Here is a 14,589-nt window from a genome sequence, read left to right as displayed (position 1 = left end):
ACATAACCTCCCTCAATGGCATGAAATCGATTGATCTGAAGATGATCGTTTACCGGAGCCTGCTGCTGGTTCTGGCGGCTATGCTGGCCGGCCTGATGGCCCACGCCCAGGTACCCAAACCGGCCGATGTGTTCGGCTTTGAACCGGGTGCCGACTACAAACTCGCGAACGTCAAGATGCTGCTCGACTATTACCAGCGCCTGGACAAAGCCAGTAACCGGGTACAGATGACTACCATCGGCAAGTCGGTTTTAGGCAAGCCGTTGCTGCTGCTGATGGTATCGAGCGAAGCCAACCTGAAGCAACTGGAACGCTGGCGCAGCATCAGTGAACAACTGTCGCGGGCCCGCATCGACGACGCTCAGGCGCGCCAACTGGCGGCAACGGGCAAGGCCATCGTCTGGATTGACGCCGGTATGCACGCATCGGAGGTGGCTTCGGCGCAGATGATGCCCGAACTGGCGTATCGCATGGCGACGGAAGAGTCGAGCGAGATGAAGAAAATCCGTGATCAGGTGGTAGCGCTGCTGATGGTGGAGATGAACCCCGACGGACTGGATATTGTCGCCGACTGGTACCGGCATAACCTCGGCACCCCCTTCGAAACCACGCAACCACCCTGGCTGTACCACCACTACGTCGGCCACGACAACAACCGCGACTGGTTCACCAACAACATGCCCGAAACGAAGGCGGTGTCGAACGTACTGTATAACCAGTGGTATCCGCAGATCGTCTACAACCACCACCAGACCTCACCGGCCTGGACGCGTATTTTCATTCCGCCCTTCGCCAATCCCGTTAACCCACAGATTCACCCGGGGGTAACGGCCGGTGTTAACCTGGTCGGAACGGCCATGGCCAGCCGCTTTGCCATCAAACGGATGCCCGGCGTCGTGTCGCAGCTACGGTTCAGTATGTGGTGGAACGGCGGGATGCGCACCGTACCGTATTTCCACAACCAGATCGGTATCCTGACCGAAACGGCACACGCAACGCCGTCGCCCCGCTTCTACCCGCCCGATTCACTGCCGAAAACCGTTGGGCAGGGCGTAACGGCATCGACCGGCGGTACCGAGATCTTCTATGCCGATCCCTGGAAAGGCGGACAATCCCGCTTCCGGGACGCGGTCAATTACATGGAAGAAGCATCCATGGCGACGCTGGTCCTGGCGGCCGACAAGCGCGAAGAGTTTCTGTATAACATCTACCGGATGGGCCGCGACGCCATCGAAGCGGCCGGTAAAACCAGGCCGTTTGCGTATGTGATCCCCGCCGAGCAGTGGGACAAAAGCGAAGCCCTCAATCTGGTCAACATGTTCCGGCAGAGTGGCGTGGAAATTCACCGCGCAACGCAGCCGTTCCAGGCCGGCGACAAATCCTACGCAGCCGGATCGTACATCATCTACGGCGGTCAGGCGTTCAGTCCGTACGTTGTGGACCTGATGGAAAAACAGGTGCACCCCAACCAGCGGCTATACCCCGGCGGGCCCCCGATTCCGCCCTACGACCTGGCCGGCTGGACCCTGCCGATGCAGATGGGGGTGAGCGTCGCTAAAATTGGTAGCGCCTTCAAAGCCGAGGCCGAACCGCTCAAAGGACTGGCTGCGGTAGTACCCGGCCAGGTAGCGGCCGACGCGGGGTTTGGCTACGTACTCAGTCGCAACCAGAATGCGAGCGCCATGGCCGTGAACCGCCTGCTGAAAGATGGCGAAACGGTGTTCAGCCTGCCTTCCGGCGTTCCATCGGTCGAAGCGGGTTCGTTCCTGATCCAGAAAGGAGCCGCTACCGAAGCCCGGGTCAAACAACTGGCCAACGAACTGGGCCTGACGTTTACGGGCCTGGCGGGCAAACCCACCAGCGCCGTTAACCCGCTTAAGCTGCCAAAGATTGGGCTGTATAAATCGTGGGTAGCCAACATGGATGAAGGCTGGACGCGCTGGCTGATGGAAAGCTACGGATTTCCGGTCGATACGCTCCACGACGCCGACATCACCAAGCGCGACCTGTCGACCTACAACGCCATCATCATTCCTGATCAGGACGCCAAACGGATTCTGAACGGTCACGCGCCCAACACCATGCCTGCTCCGTACGTGGGTGGTATCGGCCTGATGGGTGCAACCGCCCTGCAGCAGTACGTCAACAACGGCGGTACGCTGGTTACGTTCGATGGCGCCAGTGACTTTGCCATCGAAATGCTGGGGCTTCCGGTGAAGAACGTAACCGAGGGCTTGTCGAACCAGCAGTTCTACATTCCCGGCTCGCTGATCCGGACGGTTGTGGACACGAAGCATTCGCTGGCCTACGGCATGCAGCCCGAAGTAGCGGCTGCCTTTTCAAACAGCCGGGCCTTTGAGATCGTGAAGCAGTCGCGGGAGGGCGAAGGCGGTCGCGAAGAGGTAAAAGCCGCGCCGGAACCGAAAGTGGAGGTGATTGCCAGCTACGCCAAAAAAGACCTGCTGATGAGCGGCTGGGCGCTGAACGAAGACCGGTACATTGCCGGCAAACCGGCCGTGGTGCGGGCGTTTCAGGGCAAAGGCAACGTCGTGATGTTCGGCTTCAGTCCGCAGTTTCGGGGGCAGCCGCGCGGTACGTACAAACTGATTTTCAACGCGCTCTACGAAAGCACACTGCCGAAGGGCAGCGCCGAACTGAGTTCGAAAAGCGAGTAGCGTTTACTCACCCGACGAAAGCCTCTGAAACCGGATCGTACTGACTGGTTTTGGAGGCTTTTCTGTTAAAATCAGCAATACAGCAGTTCAGGCTTTGCTTCATTTCAACCTGGCACTTGTCCGCAAAGCAGCACACTTGCCATAGCAATTGATTTACCAAAAAAGATTTGATCCGGCTCCGGTTCGTCGGTCAGACTGGTAAGTTTGAAACCGTTTTTCGTTAGTAAGTCGGCGGCTTCTTCGGGAGCGTACGTGGTGAAGCCGTATTGCACAAATGCCATTTGCTCCATAACCCGGCGTGGACGAATACCAATGACAATTCGACCGCCCGGCACCAACACCCGCCGAATTTCGGCCAGTTCAGCGGCTGGATCATCCCAAAAGTAAAGCGTATTGATGGTTAAAACCTTCTCAAACGACGCATCGGCGAACGGCAAGGTCGCGTCGGCCCGCAGGATAAATTGGGCTTGTCCACTCTGCACCAGGTCAATATTAAGCTGCCTGGCCTGCTCGATCATTACGTTGGAAAAATCGCAGCCGACGTAGCGAACGGACGGATGAACAGTAACGATTTCGCGGGCGAAGTACCCGTTACCTGGGCCAAGTTCCAGCACCCGGTCGTCCGGCTGCACGGTCAGTTGAGCAATGGCCCGGCGGTTAATAATTTCGTTACCGACGTTCATTCGCTGACCGACCTCAATGCCCGCGTCACCATGAGGCTGACGCAGTTGACCGGCAATCTGGCGCAGTTGCATTTCATCCATATGTCATTTCAGGGTTAGGCCCTATATCGCTAAAGGTACGCATAATTTTATCGTTACTAACGGCTCCCGATAGCTTACCCTTACTCATTGACGTAATCAATTTCACTTCGGTGATAGCGCGTAGTAAGAGAATAACCCTGGCCCAATCCGGTCAGGGTTATCGTCTTACTATCCGTTACAACTTAATCGTCTTTTTCAACATCCTGCTGCGCGCCGATGATAACAACTTTGGCCGGTTTACCGCTCACGGTCAGGGATTCAGCGGCTGTCAGCGTTTCCCGGCGAATAACCCGAATCTGGCCTTTGTCGGGTTGTGTTATGTATATGAACCGCCGGGAGATGGTCATATCGGGCTTCACTTTGGCATTCGGGTCAATTGCGTCAATGACCTTGGCTGATCGCAGCGGGGCATTGGTTTTTCCGTCGAAGCTCTGCAACGTACCATCATTCAAGAGCGCGTACACATTGCGTCCTTCGTTATCAACCCGGAACTGGGCAATCTGGGTACTTTCCAGAACGGGCGTAATTTTGTTCTGATTCACATCAATCCGATACACACCGGCTTTCGCGCTAAATCCATAGAACGCGTCGGCCCCCTCGTTATAAATCACTGTGCCAAGCCACTCCTTCCCAATGCTGGCGGGGTACGTGATGTTCCGCTGGTTGCCTTCCTGATTCACTACGAGGATCCCCTCCGGATGACCGAACAAGGCTACCTGCCCATTTCCCGCGTCGCCGTGGATTCCCTTGGTGGCCAGCACGGACTTCTTCAGCACCGTGCCGTTTTCATCCACAATCTTCACGCGCTCTGGTAATGTGCTGGCTACGCTGCCGTCTTTCTCCGTCACGGCGAACGTATTATTGCTGTAGGCCACCACCGCGCCGTGATGCGGTACGTCTACCCTGACAATTTTGGGTTTTGCGCCCGCATTGTGCAGATCTTCCTCGCGGGTCAGCGTAAGCGAACCCTCCCCATCGTTGAACACGGCAATCCGGTTACCCCAGAAGTACGTGTGCGTGGGCTTGGCCGCTTCCGATGTCAAAGCGGCCCATTTTGGCGTTCCAACTACATGAGCGTGGTCATTGTGGCTCTCAATCCCACTGTCGAAGAACTGGACAGAGTTATTGGCGTAATTGAGCACCAGCGCGAAGCGTCCGCTTTTAGTAGGATACAGGTTTGAACCAACGTGCCTGGCCTGGAACGATTCGGTGGTGCCCTTTGCGGGGTTCACCAGCGATAGAGCAGGCGTTTCGGCGTCAGTGACCAACAGGCGGGCAAAAGCCGCTTCCCGCTCGACGGGAGCAGGCTGGTCGTTGTCCCGATCGCAGGCCGTACTTAACAAACCCAGAGAAACAGCCAACAGAAAACGATGCGAATGCGTAGAAGAAAACATAAGATTCGGATGGTTATACTTGCAACAATGTTGCAAGTATAACCATCCGAATCGACTTTTTGCAATAATGTTGCATAAAAATACGCAGCGGTTCCAGGGCGTACCGTAGAACCGCTGCGTATCAGTGCCGACACTGTATACTGACTTACCGCTCCGGCTTGAATTGCCGGTCGGTTACGAACTGCTGGTCGGTCAGCGTACGCAGGAACGCAATGATGTCCTGCTGATCCTGTTTGGTGAGGGCAATCCCTACCTGTCCATTTTGCTTTAGTACCGGATCGAGGGCAGCGTTATCCTTCACCCCACTGGCGTAGTGATTCAGCACGGCTTCGAGGGATGAGAAGCGCCCATCGTGCATGTACGGAAGCGTTCGTTCGATATTCCGCAGGCTCGGCACCCGAAACTTGTTCCTGTCCGATTCGTTCAGGGTGATGCTGTACCGGCCCAGATCCGGCTGTGGTGCGTTCGGGTTGGGCAGCAGGCCGTTGTTTCGGAAACTCTGATCGGTGAACAGTTCGCCGGTATGGCAGGTCGAGCAGTTTTGTTTGAACAGGTTCAGGCCGCGCAGTTCCTGCTCGTTCAGCGTACCGCCGGCTTCTTTCCGGACGTACTTGTCGTAGCGCGAGTTGGCCGACACCATCGTGAGCATGAATTGCGACAGGGCCTTCAGGAACCGCTCCTGGGTGATGTCCCTGGTTCCGAAAGCGGCATAAAACAAGGGAGGGTACTTGGCACTGTTCCGAACCTTATCCAGCACCTTCGTCAACGTATCGCCCATCTCGACCGGGTTCTGAATCGGGGCGATGGGCAGCAGATCCAGATCGCGGATACCGCCGTCCCAGAAGAAAGTCCGGCTCCAGGCTACGTTCTGGATATTCAGGCCGTTGCGCGGGCCGATCTGGTCACGAATACCGTGGCTCAGCGTATGATCGGTATGCGCAAAAGCCGCTTCCGGAATATGGCAGAATCCGCAGGTAATGGTCCCATCGTGGGACAGCATGCCATCGAAAAACAGGGCCCTTCCCAGCCGGACGCCTTCCTGCGTCAGCGGATTCTTGCTGAAGTCATACACCGGATCGGGAAAATTAGCCGGTTTCTGCCACGGGTACGGCGTTGTCTGGTATTGCGGAGGCTGCGGCTCAGTAGGTGTAGTCGGCTCAACCGGCTCATTCGACTGACACGAAACCACCAGCCCGAACAGACCGGCGCTAATCAACACCCCAAGTCCCTGCCACCGTTTCATCTCAGTTCGTCTTTACCTGCTGGCTGTATCGAAACATAGTAACGTAATTGTCGGCAATCGTAGCCGAAAACGGCGACACCATGACGTTGTTGTTCTGAGCGATGCTGACTCGCTGCGTACCATCGAATACCCGGAGAATATCAGCCCGGATCGTCAGACGAGGGGTACTGGTAGCTGATACCTGTGCCACGTCCGGTCCGAATGATACAGTAGCTGTGCGCAGGTTTCGTATGAGTCCGATGTGGTACTGGAATCGTCTTTCACCCGTCGTCTGATTGATAGGTGCCTGAGGTGAACTGCCTTCCATTTTAAAGAAAATATAACCCGAGTTCCAATCCCAGGACATGCCACTGTTCATGTCACTCGATGGTTCGAGCACACCTTTCAGCTCACTGATATTCCTGGTACTACGCAGGCTATCAACGCCAATCAGGTACGACACGCCCACGTAATCACCGGCGGGTACGTTGGTGAGCGTTACGGTCTGCGATGCTGGCTCGGCTTCCCTGATCAGGAAATAACTGCTGTCCTGGGGCACTACGTATTCGGAACCGTCGGCCCGTTTCAGGCGGATATTACTGACAAAGTAATTGAGCGCCGAAACTGAGAACTGCTCCCCGGCCGCGTTGTTGTAGATCCCCGTCTGTAGCCGCAGGTCTTCGGTGCCGACTACGTTGTCGAACACCAGTTGCAGCCGGCCGAATTCGTTGGTACCAAACTCAGGATCGGGGTCATTGCAGGCCCAGACCGATACGCCAAGCAGGAGGGCAAGCATGAAGTAGCAAACGTTTCTCATGTTGATACGGTGATGGGTAACTCACTATGAGGTCAATAACTGGTTGTTTGAGCGGTCGGTTATCAGTCTGGATAACGAACACCTCCAGACTAAAGTATTGGCTCTAACTGACTTCTAATCCGGTCTTGCCGAATATGGATTTACTCATACTCAGCCAGCAACGTCCTGACGTCGTTGATGAGCTTTTTCGTGCCCTCTTCCGTCGTGCCGTCGTACATACCGCGGATGTGCTTTTCCTTGTCGACCAGTACGAACGCGCCACTGTGGATGTAGCCGCCCGGTGCGGTCGAATCGGCCTGGGCCGTGACTAGATAGTGTCGTTCGCCAATCTCGTAAATTTTGTCCCGGTCGCCGGTCACGAATTGCCAGGTATCGCCCGTTACGCCGATGTCCTGCGCGTACTGCTTCAACACGGCGGGCGTATCATGCTCCGGGTCGATGGTATGCGAGATGATTCGCACGTCGGGGCTGTCTTTATACGCCTTGTATACCTCCAGCATGTTCTTTTTCATAATGGGGCAAATCGTCGGGCAGGTCACGAAAAAGAAGTCGGCGATGTAGATTTTACCCTCAACCTCCTTCTGCGTAACCGCCTTACCATCCTGGTTTGTGAACGAGAAGTCGGGAATAGTCGGGTAAACCAATTCGTCAACTTCTTTGCCATCGACCAGTTTCTTCACCGTTTGGGGTTCGCCCAGCACCGGCAGCTTCTCCGCCGACAACGTGCACCCGACCAGCCCGCCCATCAGGCAGATCCAGATAATCCGTCGAATCGGTTGCATGGCTATTGCAGATACTGCTGCGCGTCGGCGATGCTTTTCTGCATCTGGTCGCGTACGTCGTTGACTTTCCGCTGCTGATCCTTCAGGTATTCGACCGCCTTCGCCTGATCGAGTTTGCCCAGCGTGTCGCCGTTGTACTGATGCATCCAGTCCATCATGGCTTTGTCGGCGTTGACCAGTTGGCTGTTGATCGACTCGCCCATTACTCTGGCCTCGGGGTCTGTCGTTTTTTCCACTTTGGCGGTCACCTCCTTTTTCAGCCGCAGGATGTCGCTGATTTTTGGCATCACGCTGTCGTGAACGGCCATGACCTGCTGCTCCAGGTCAGCAACGGGACCGGCGCTGCTTTCGGCAACGGCATGATTATGTTCAGCATGCGAATCAGATTTCGTTTGGCAGGCGCTGGCCAGCAGGGCCAGAGCGATAACGGCTACGTATATTTTCATGGTTTCAATATGGCTTTATTTTACAGCGAATCTACAAATCGACAGACAATTACAGCGTTTTCCTCTCCTTTTCGCTGCTCGTAGGCAATCAACAGGCCCTGCGATGTAGCCAGGGCAACCGGGTAGCTGGCGTTCACGGCATCCGTTGTCAGGTACGTGGTTGACCCGGCTGGCCTTGTTCGCAACGCGATCTTCTGACTATATACCGGCATGGCTTCATCTTCGGCCTGCCCGGGCTTACGTACCGATTCGTCCCACAACCAGACCAGCCGGTCGCCGACGGCTACCACCTGCGGGTGTTTAGCCCGGCTGGAAAGGATGATTGCTTCCAGCCGGGGGCTTCCAAACCTCGCCAGCCGAAGGCCTATGGCATCCTCCTTGCCCGAAAACCAGGTAGCAAACAGCTCATGCCCAGCCTGCGCCACCACCGGCCCCGTATGCGGACAGGCATTGACGGTCCAGTGATCGGCAAAAACGACCTGCGGGCGGCTGAACGTCCGGCCTCCATCCGTCGAGACAACATGACTGATGTCGCGGTCACCATTGGGCAGCAAGTCACGGTAGGTCAGGTGAATCCGGCCATCAGTATCGGCGAACACGTTGGTTCGGCAGCACTGGCAGGCATTTTCATCGACGACCACTTCGGGGGTAAACCCACCACCGGGTTTCGTCTGCACAAATTTGACGCTGCGGCCCTCCTGATTGGAAAGCTTTTCGTCCAGCCAGACAAGGCCGATTTCACCGTTGGGCAGGCGCGTCAGATCGCTGAACGAATGCCCTTTGCCGGGTGTGGTATCGCGGTGAACGGGCTTAGGCTGCGTCCAGGTTTTGCCGCCATCGGCCGACGTAACGTACAGCAGGTCGCTGGCACGGGGTGAATCGGCCGTTGGTTTACTCACTTCAAAAAGGGCCAGTATCGTTCCATCGGCTTTGACAGCCAGCTTGGGCATACCTTCGGCATGAACCGATATATTAGCCGGTGCCTTTACGTGCACTTTCTCGCCGAACGTCCGGCCACCGTCGCTCGACCGCGCGAAGTAGAACGATGCGGCATTGTCGCTTTCCTTCTCCACCCAGCTCAGCAGCGGGTTTCCGGCTGCGTCGGTTGTCAGGCGGGGGGTAGCGCCCGTGAATTTTGGGTTTGATACCCGCGTTTCGCCCACCGGTTTATCGACCAACAGGGCCAGCAGCAACGGGATGATGAATACTATATTCATGGTTCTGTACAGATAATCAGTTAGTTACTAGCGAAATTGTATTGAATCCCCACCACAAACGTCCTCGGCGCGGCCGGGGTGTAGGTAGTGCGATCGGTTGCGTTGTTGCCCCGTGTAGCATTGGTGGCGTAGAGAACATCCGTCGCATTCAGCACATTGACAAAGGCCTCGATGCCTTTCCATTGATACCCCGCCCGTACGTTAGCAAAGTCATAGCCGCCATAGCGCAGCGTGTTGATCTGGTTCTGATACCAGTCTGATACGTGCTGCCACTCCACCGACGCCCGGAAATTCCGGAACCAGGCCGGATAGTAACTGAGCTCGGTGTTCCACAGCCAGCGCGGAGCCGAAGGCATATCCTTCCCGTTGACGTTCTGCACCGCATCCGACGCCCGCTGACTCAGCGTAAACTCGACGAACCGATGGATGGCGTGCGTACCACCGAACCGGAAAAACACCTGCTTTGAAGGTCGGTACGTCAGACCCAGTTCAATGCCCCGGTGCAGCGTCTTGCCCGCCGATTGGTAATCAAAGGAGTTGTCGGGCTGCCGAATGTTGAGAAGTTCGTTTGTACCTGTCATCTGATACAGCGCGGCATCGACATACACCTTGTTGTTCAGCAGCGACGCCCATCCGCCAATTTCCAGGTTGTTGAACCGAGCAGGCTGAAGATTGTAGTAGAACAACTCGCCGGAAGCCGTGGGCGTGGTCCGCCTGAGGAAAACCGCCGTGAGCGCCGGGGGGGCGAATCCGGTGGCGACATTGGCGTAAAGCCCTTTTCCGGCACCAAGTTCGTAGGTAGCCCCCAGTTTGGGCGTTAGCTGACTGTACGCTTTACTGCCCGTGCTTTTATCCAGGGCATTGGTGTAATCGAACGCCATGCGGTCGTAGCGCAGCCCCGCCGACAGCCGCAGCTTAGGCAGCGGTTCCAGGTCATACTGCACATAAGCGGCCGTATTGTGGATGTCGGCCTGGTAATTCGCCAGCGGAACATCCGGCCGCTCGCGAAGCTGGGTATACTTCAGTACCGCCCGTTTGTCGGGCCGAAGTTCAGCCGCCAGTTCGGTCTGGTAGGCGTAGTAGGTGTTGGGCGACAGGTCAAGCGTGGCCCCTACAACAAGCTTACTGTTCAGAAAATTGACCCGCTGTGTATGCTGGGCGATAAACCCAGTACTCGAAAAATCGTTGCTGTTGACCTGCCCCGTGGCCGTCGACGACCCAATCGTCCACCGGATGGCGTACGTTGGGTTCTGTCCTACGCTGTTGTTACGGACAAAGGCCGTGATGAACGATTGCGAGCCATCGCGCCAGTCGTGTTCGAGCGTCAGGCGGCTCCGGAACGAGAACGTTTTGCGGTACGTAAAATCGGTCGTGCTTACGTACTGACGGGCAAAAAAAGCGGTGCTGTCCACACTCCCGCTCGTCTGCGAGTCGTAGTTGTTGTACGAAGCCGTACCCGTCAGGCGGGTGCGCGTTGAAACGGCGTATTCAAGCCGGGCGAAGTACGACGATTTATCATAGTCCGACCGGGCCAGCCACGAACCGCGCTGCCGCGACACAAAGCCTCCCACGTACAGACCAAACTTACCTTGCTGCGCTCCGGCTCCAACCTGAAGCCGTTTGTAGCCCCACTGATCGAACTGAATACCGACGCGGGCCGTCGGCACGGCGGTAGGGCGCTGGGTGATGAAGTTGACGGCTCCCCCCACGGCCTCCGGCCCGTAAATCGACGAAACCGGCCCTTTAACAACCTCCATCGAACTGACCGTAAACTGATTCATTTCGAGCAGGGCGTTGTGGTTGAACACCCCCATCGGCCGAATCGGTACGCCGTCTTCCATGTACAGAAAATACGCGTTGGTGGTCATCGGCTGGCGAATGGCCATCATGTGCTGCTCGTTATTCAGGTTCACCATCAGCACACCCGGGGCTTTATTAATAACCTCGTAGATACTCGTGGGCTTGGTTTCGTCGATCAGTTTTGACGAGAGTTTCGAGATAGCAATGGGCGTTTCGGTACGCAGAGCCGCTTCCCGGCTGCCCGTCACCACGACCAGTTGCAGGTCTTCAACGGCCGGTTCGAGGGCTATGCGCATGGGCTGCGCCTGTACCGCAATCATCTGTCGACGGTAGCCAACCCCACTGACCCTGAGCGAATCGGCCGTCGTTTGCAGGAAAAAGTGACCGGCCGCATCCGTAGTGGTACCGATCGTATGGCCGGGTACCGAAATGGTTATGCCGGCGAGTGATTCTTTTGTCAGGGCATCAAACACCCGGCCGCTTACGGGTTGCTGTGCCCAGACAGCAGGTATTGCCATGAGCGAAAACGCCCACGGTAGTAATCGTTTGGAGATAATCATGAAGTTTTGCTTAGGTTGATAGGATCAGGCCAATGCCGTCAGATGCGTATCCGGACGGAAACGGCCATAAAGCGATGGTGCCGGCTAAAACGAGCCGGTATTCATCCAGATCAGATCAACTAAGCCTGGGGTGGTTGCAGCAAGCCATCGAGGGGAGCTGCGTAAGATTGAAGCAGGTACTTCGGCAGGCTGACCAGCGGAAGGTCAGTGACTGACGCGCCAAAAGCAAACGGCACCTGGGACTGGCAGAATAACTGAAGCGTTGGAATGCGCTGGACGCGCTCCGTTGTTTCCTGGTCCTGCTTGTCCTGCCGGGCCTTCAGGCGCTTGGCCAGAAAACAGTGGCCGTCGCAGTGGAGCTCGGGGCGGTCGCGGTTTTCGCAGAGGACACGGGCAATGTACGCTTTGTTGGCATGGTAATACGCGATGGTCCCCCACTGACTGACGGTCGGCAGCAGGGTGGCAACGAGCAGTATATAAACCAGCAGCGTACGCATGAAGCAGGCGAAGGTTGCGGCAAAAGTACGCAGGGTTTCAGTTGAATTGTTCAGTACCTGGCAGATTTATTCGTTGGTCGGCCACCCGACCCAATATGTATTGCCCAAACATACCACTGCGCTGTTGCATCTGTTTAGGCGCTACCTTTATGATTGATTTTTACCAACTGACCATGACTGCACCGACTACCGACATTCCCAGATTGACGACGGCCGGTCTCTGGAAGCAGTACGTTCTCGGTGGCGACCGCCAGGCACCGGACCTGCCCCCAGCGGTCGAGGACTTTTACATAACCCGATTGGAAAACTTTCGCCAGGCGCTCCGGTTGCCCACCCAGCCGCATCGCCGGGATGTCAACGAACTGGTGTTTGTGACCAGTGGCCGGTTGGTACGGGGCTGCAATCTGAGCACGATTCAGATGGAGCCCGGCGGTGTCCATCTGCTGCTGGCCGGCCAGATCGCCAGCGTGAATTACCTATCCGACGATGTAGCGGGATTTTATTGCCACTTCAGTCTCGACACCATCATTCGGCTCTACCACCGTGAACACATGGTCCGGGAGCTGGATGTACTGCATACGGCCATGGCTAACAAGGCCATTACGTTACCCGGTAAAGTCGGCCTTGCCGTCAGGTCGGTGTTTGAACGGCTGCTCGACGAACATACGTCCAGGAATGACCTCAGCCTGATCGACGCCTATCTGGTCACGCTTTGCTACGAAATCAAGAGTGCCTTACCCGAAGCGGGCACCAAACCCAGGCCGGGTCGGGCGTATGAACTGACCGAGCGGCTCCGGCAACTGATCAGCCAGCACACCGGCTGCCACCTACCGCTGACGTTTTATGCCGACCAGCTTGGCGTTTCGCCGAACCACCTCAACAAGGCGGTTCGGGAGGTAACCGGTCAGCCGGCCAGCACGCTGCTTACCGAAGCCCGGCTCCTGGAAGCTAAAGTCCTGCTCCGGCATTCGGACCAGCCCGTTGGGGAGATTGCATTCCGGCTCGGTTTCAATGACCAATCCTATTTCAGCCGATTTTTCCGAAAGGCAACCGGCCTTACCCCCCAGGAATTCCGCAAAAAGGATTGATTTGTCCTAATAATGATTCGATAACTACTCACCAATTCACCCGGCAGACCGGACCTTTGCACCGTGTTACTTTACCCACGATGTACGACATTCTTCTACCTCTTCACTCCTACCTGCGGTGGCTCGTGCTGCTGACTTTATTGAGCACCCTGCTGGCCGCCCTGCATGGCTGGCTTACCAACCGACCGTATACCAAAGCCGACGCGGCCATTCGCAGTTCCGCTACGTCCATTGCCCACCTCCAGTTGCTGATTGGGTTTGTGCTGTACTTCAAAAGTCCGATTACGAGCTATTTCCGGGCCAACTTCAGCGCGGTTATCGGATCGCTGGAATTCAGCTTCTTTGGCCTGATTCACATCAGCCTGATGCTGATTGCGGTCGTGGTTCTGACCCTGGGTTCGTCATTCGGCCGCCGGGCGGAACCGGCTCAGGCAAAACACCGCACCGTTGCGCTGTACTTTTTGGCCGCTCTTGTTGTTATACTGATAGCCGTGCCCTGGCCTTTTTCACCCCTGGCGCAACGGCCTTATTTCCGAACATTCTAGCAATTCACGCTATGCTATCCAAGCTGCTTTTTACCCGCATCGGCCGATTTAAACTGGTTGCCTGGCTGGAAGGGATCTCGTTTCTGGTTCTGCTGTTCATTGCCATGCCGCTCAAATACGTCTGGGGACAGCCGTGGCTGGTCCAGAACGTAGGAATGATTCACGGTATTCTGTTCATTCTCTACCTTCTGTATCTGGTGCAGGCCAATATTGACCTGCGGTGGAACGTCCGCAAGACGCTGATTGCCGCAGCGGCTTCGTTTATTCCGTTCGGTACGTTCTACGTGGATCTGAAGATGCTGCCCCGCACCCTGGAAGGAGCGGAACGGAAATAGATAGTGCAGAAACCCGGGAGAATCGTGGTGTCAGTTTCTTAAATTCGACACCACGCCCCCGGGAGCCAGCACAAACCTGGTTTTTGACTACCTGTTGCACCTGATACGCCCGTACATTTGTCGCCATGAATCGGCTGATCTGGCTTTTGGCGATGTACGTACTGATCCTGACAGGACTCCCCTGCCCCGACAGCGACTGCCATGCCCATGCCGTTTCAACCAGCAGTGTTCCAGCATCCCACGACAGCAATGAGCAGCACGAAGCCCCGTGCAGCCCATTTTGCCACTGCGCTACCTGCGTCGGCTTCACGGTACCGCAACCGCTGGTGAGCACTCTGCTCCCGCAAACGGCCAGCCGGTTATCCAATCCGTCGACGTTTGCCTACCATCCCAGTCAACACGAGGACGTAATCGCGTCCATCTGGCAGCCGCCAAAACGCTGAACGG

General features: G+C 56.4%; 14 protein-coding genes. 5 read left to right on the top strand and 9 right to left on the bottom strand.

Going from position 1 to position 14,589, the window contains the following annotated elements:
* The first annotated feature begins 20 nt into the window (after window positions 1-20).
* Window positions 21-2,675: a M14 family metallopeptidase gene (locus DYU11_RS06535; protein ID WP_119666858.1), complete on the top strand. Its 2,655-nt coding sequence runs from the start codon at window positions 21-23 to the stop codon at window positions 2,673-2,675.
* A 104-nt stretch (window positions 2,676-2,779) separates the two neighbouring features.
* Here the strand turns inward: DYU11_RS06535 and DYU11_RS06530 are convergent, their stop codons facing one another.
* The 9 genes from DYU11_RS06530 to DYU11_RS06490 all read right to left on the bottom strand — a co-directional run bounded on the left by DYU11_RS06530 (window position 2,780) and on the right by DYU11_RS06490 (window position 12,174).
* Window positions 2,780-3,439, bottom strand: coding sequence for a class I SAM-dependent methyltransferase (locus DYU11_RS06530; protein WP_119666857.1), 660 nt, complete (start codon window positions 3,437-3,439; stop codon window positions 2,780-2,782).
* Between the two features lie 182 nt (window positions 3,440-3,621).
* On the bottom strand, window positions 3,622-4,833 hold the full coding sequence (locus DYU11_RS06525) for a hypothetical protein (RefSeq protein ID WP_119666856.1): 1,212 nt from the start codon (window positions 4,831-4,833) through the stop codon (window positions 3,622-3,624).
* A 145-nt stretch (window positions 4,834-4,978) separates the two neighbouring features.
* On the bottom strand, window positions 4,979-6,076 hold the full coding sequence (locus tag DYU11_RS06520) for a cytochrome-c peroxidase (protein ID WP_119666855.1): 1,098 nt from the start codon (window positions 6,074-6,076) through the stop codon (window positions 4,979-4,981).
* A 1-nt stretch (window position 6,077) separates the two neighbouring features.
* A complete protein-coding gene (locus tag DYU11_RS06515; RefSeq protein ID WP_229365720.1) occupies window positions 6,078-6,851 on the bottom strand; it encodes an MbnP family protein in 774 nt (257 codons plus the stop codon).
* 161 nt (window positions 6,852-7,012) lie between these two features.
* The gene (locus tag DYU11_RS06510) at window positions 7,013-7,654 is read right to left on the bottom strand and encodes an SCO family protein (protein ID WP_119666853.1); all 642 of its coding nucleotides are present in this window, start codon (window positions 7,652-7,654) and stop codon (window positions 7,013-7,015) included.
* A 2-nt stretch (window positions 7,655-7,656) separates the two neighbouring features.
* A complete protein-coding gene (locus tag DYU11_RS06505; protein WP_119666852.1) occupies window positions 7,657-8,100 on the bottom strand; it encodes a hypothetical protein in 444 nt (147 codons plus the stop codon).
* A 20-nt stretch (window positions 8,101-8,120) separates the two neighbouring features.
* Entirely contained in the window at window positions 8,121-9,317 is a 1,197-nt protein-coding gene (locus DYU11_RS06500; RefSeq protein ID WP_119666851.1) for a sialidase family protein, read from the bottom strand.
* A gap of 20 nt (window positions 9,318-9,337) precedes the next feature.
* Window positions 9,338-11,677: a TonB-dependent receptor gene (locus DYU11_RS06495; RefSeq protein ID WP_119666850.1), complete on the bottom strand. Its 2,340-nt coding sequence runs from the start codon at window positions 11,675-11,677 to the stop codon at window positions 9,338-9,340.
* Between the two features lie 119 nt (window positions 11,678-11,796).
* Window positions 11,797-12,174 carry a hypothetical protein gene (locus DYU11_RS06490; protein WP_119666849.1) on the bottom strand — a complete coding sequence of 126 codons (378 nt, stop codon included), beginning with the start codon at window positions 12,172-12,174 and terminating at the stop codon, window positions 11,797-11,799.
* Between the two features lie 173 nt (window positions 12,175-12,347).
* On the opposite strand from DYU11_RS06490, the gene DYU11_RS06485 reads away from it, so the two are divergent.
* The 4 genes from DYU11_RS06485 to DYU11_RS06470 all read left to right on the top strand — a co-directional run bounded on the left by DYU11_RS06485 (window position 12,348) and on the right by DYU11_RS06470 (window position 14,585).
* A complete protein-coding gene (locus DYU11_RS06485; RefSeq protein ID WP_158600225.1) occupies window positions 12,348-13,262 on the top strand; it encodes a helix-turn-helix transcriptional regulator in 915 nt (304 codons plus the stop codon).
* Window positions 13,263-13,342: 80 nt separating this feature from the next.
* Window positions 13,343-13,807 (top strand): hypothetical protein, encoded by a 465-nt coding sequence (locus tag DYU11_RS06480; protein WP_119666847.1) that lies wholly within the window; start codon window positions 13,343-13,345, stop codon window positions 13,805-13,807.
* A gap of 11 nt (window positions 13,808-13,818) precedes the next feature.
* A complete protein-coding gene (locus tag DYU11_RS06475) occupies window positions 13,819-14,142 on the top strand; it encodes a DUF3817 domain-containing protein (RefSeq protein ID WP_119666846.1) in 324 nt (107 codons plus the stop codon).
* Between the two features lie 125 nt (window positions 14,143-14,267).
* Window positions 14,268-14,585, top strand: coding sequence for a DUF6660 family protein (locus tag DYU11_RS06470; protein WP_119666845.1), 318 nt, complete (start codon window positions 14,268-14,270; stop codon window positions 14,583-14,585).
* Window positions 14,586-14,589 lie beyond the last annotated feature (4 nt).

The sequence above is a fragment of the Fibrisoma montanum genome, from assembly GCF_003583365.1.
Classification (GTDB): Bacteria; Bacteroidota; Bacteroidia; order Cytophagales; family Spirosomataceae; genus Fibrisoma; species Fibrisoma montanum.
The sequence above is the reverse complement of the archived record's forward strand: the minus strand, read 5'-3'. Positions and strand labels throughout refer to the sequence as shown.

Bases quoted from the DNA above. Each gene is read 5' to 3' on its own strand.
- DYU11_RS06535 (WP_119666858.1), top strand. From the start codon at position 21: ATGAAATCGATTGATCTGAAGATGATCGTTTACCGGAGCCTGCTGCTG.
- DYU11_RS06530 (WP_119666857.1), bottom strand. From the start codon at position 3,439: ATGGATGAAATGCAACTGCGCCAGATTGCCGGTCAACTGCGTCAGCCT.
- DYU11_RS06525 (WP_119666856.1), bottom strand. From the start codon at position 4,833: ATGTTTTCTTCTACGCATTCGCATCGTTTTCTGTTGGCTGTTTCTCTG.
- DYU11_RS06520 (WP_119666855.1), bottom strand. From the start codon at position 6,076: ATGAAACGGTGGCAGGGACTTGGGGTGTTGATTAGCGCCGGTCTGTTC.
- DYU11_RS06515 (WP_229365720.1), bottom strand. From the start codon at position 6,851: ATGCTTGCCCTCCTGCTTGGCGTATCGGTCTGGGCCTGCAATGACCCC.
- DYU11_RS06510 (WP_119666853.1), bottom strand. From the start codon at position 7,654: ATGCAACCGATTCGACGGATTATCTGGATCTGCCTGATGGGCGGGCTG.
- DYU11_RS06505 (WP_119666852.1), bottom strand. From the start codon at position 8,100: ATGAAAATATACGTAGCCGTTATCGCTCTGGCCCTGCTGGCCAGCGCC.
- DYU11_RS06500 (WP_119666851.1), bottom strand. From the start codon at position 9,317: ATGAATATAGTATTCATCATCCCGTTGCTGCTGGCCCTGTTGGTCGAT.
- DYU11_RS06495 (WP_119666850.1), bottom strand. From the start codon at position 11,677: ATGATTATCTCCAAACGATTACTACCGTGGGCGTTTTCGCTCATGGCA.
- DYU11_RS06490 (WP_119666849.1), bottom strand. From the start codon at position 12,174: ATGCGTACGCTGCTGGTTTATATACTGCTCGTTGCCACCCTGCTGCCG.
- DYU11_RS06485 (WP_158600225.1), top strand. From the start codon at position 12,348: ATGACTGCACCGACTACCGACATTCCCAGATTGACGACGGCCGGTCTC.
- DYU11_RS06480 (WP_119666847.1), top strand. From the start codon at position 13,343: ATGTACGACATTCTTCTACCTCTTCACTCCTACCTGCGGTGGCTCGTG.
- DYU11_RS06475 (WP_119666846.1), top strand. From the start codon at position 13,819: ATGCTATCCAAGCTGCTTTTTACCCGCATCGGCCGATTTAAACTGGTT.
- DYU11_RS06470 (WP_119666845.1), top strand. From the start codon at position 14,268: ATGAATCGGCTGATCTGGCTTTTGGCGATGTACGTACTGATCCTGACA.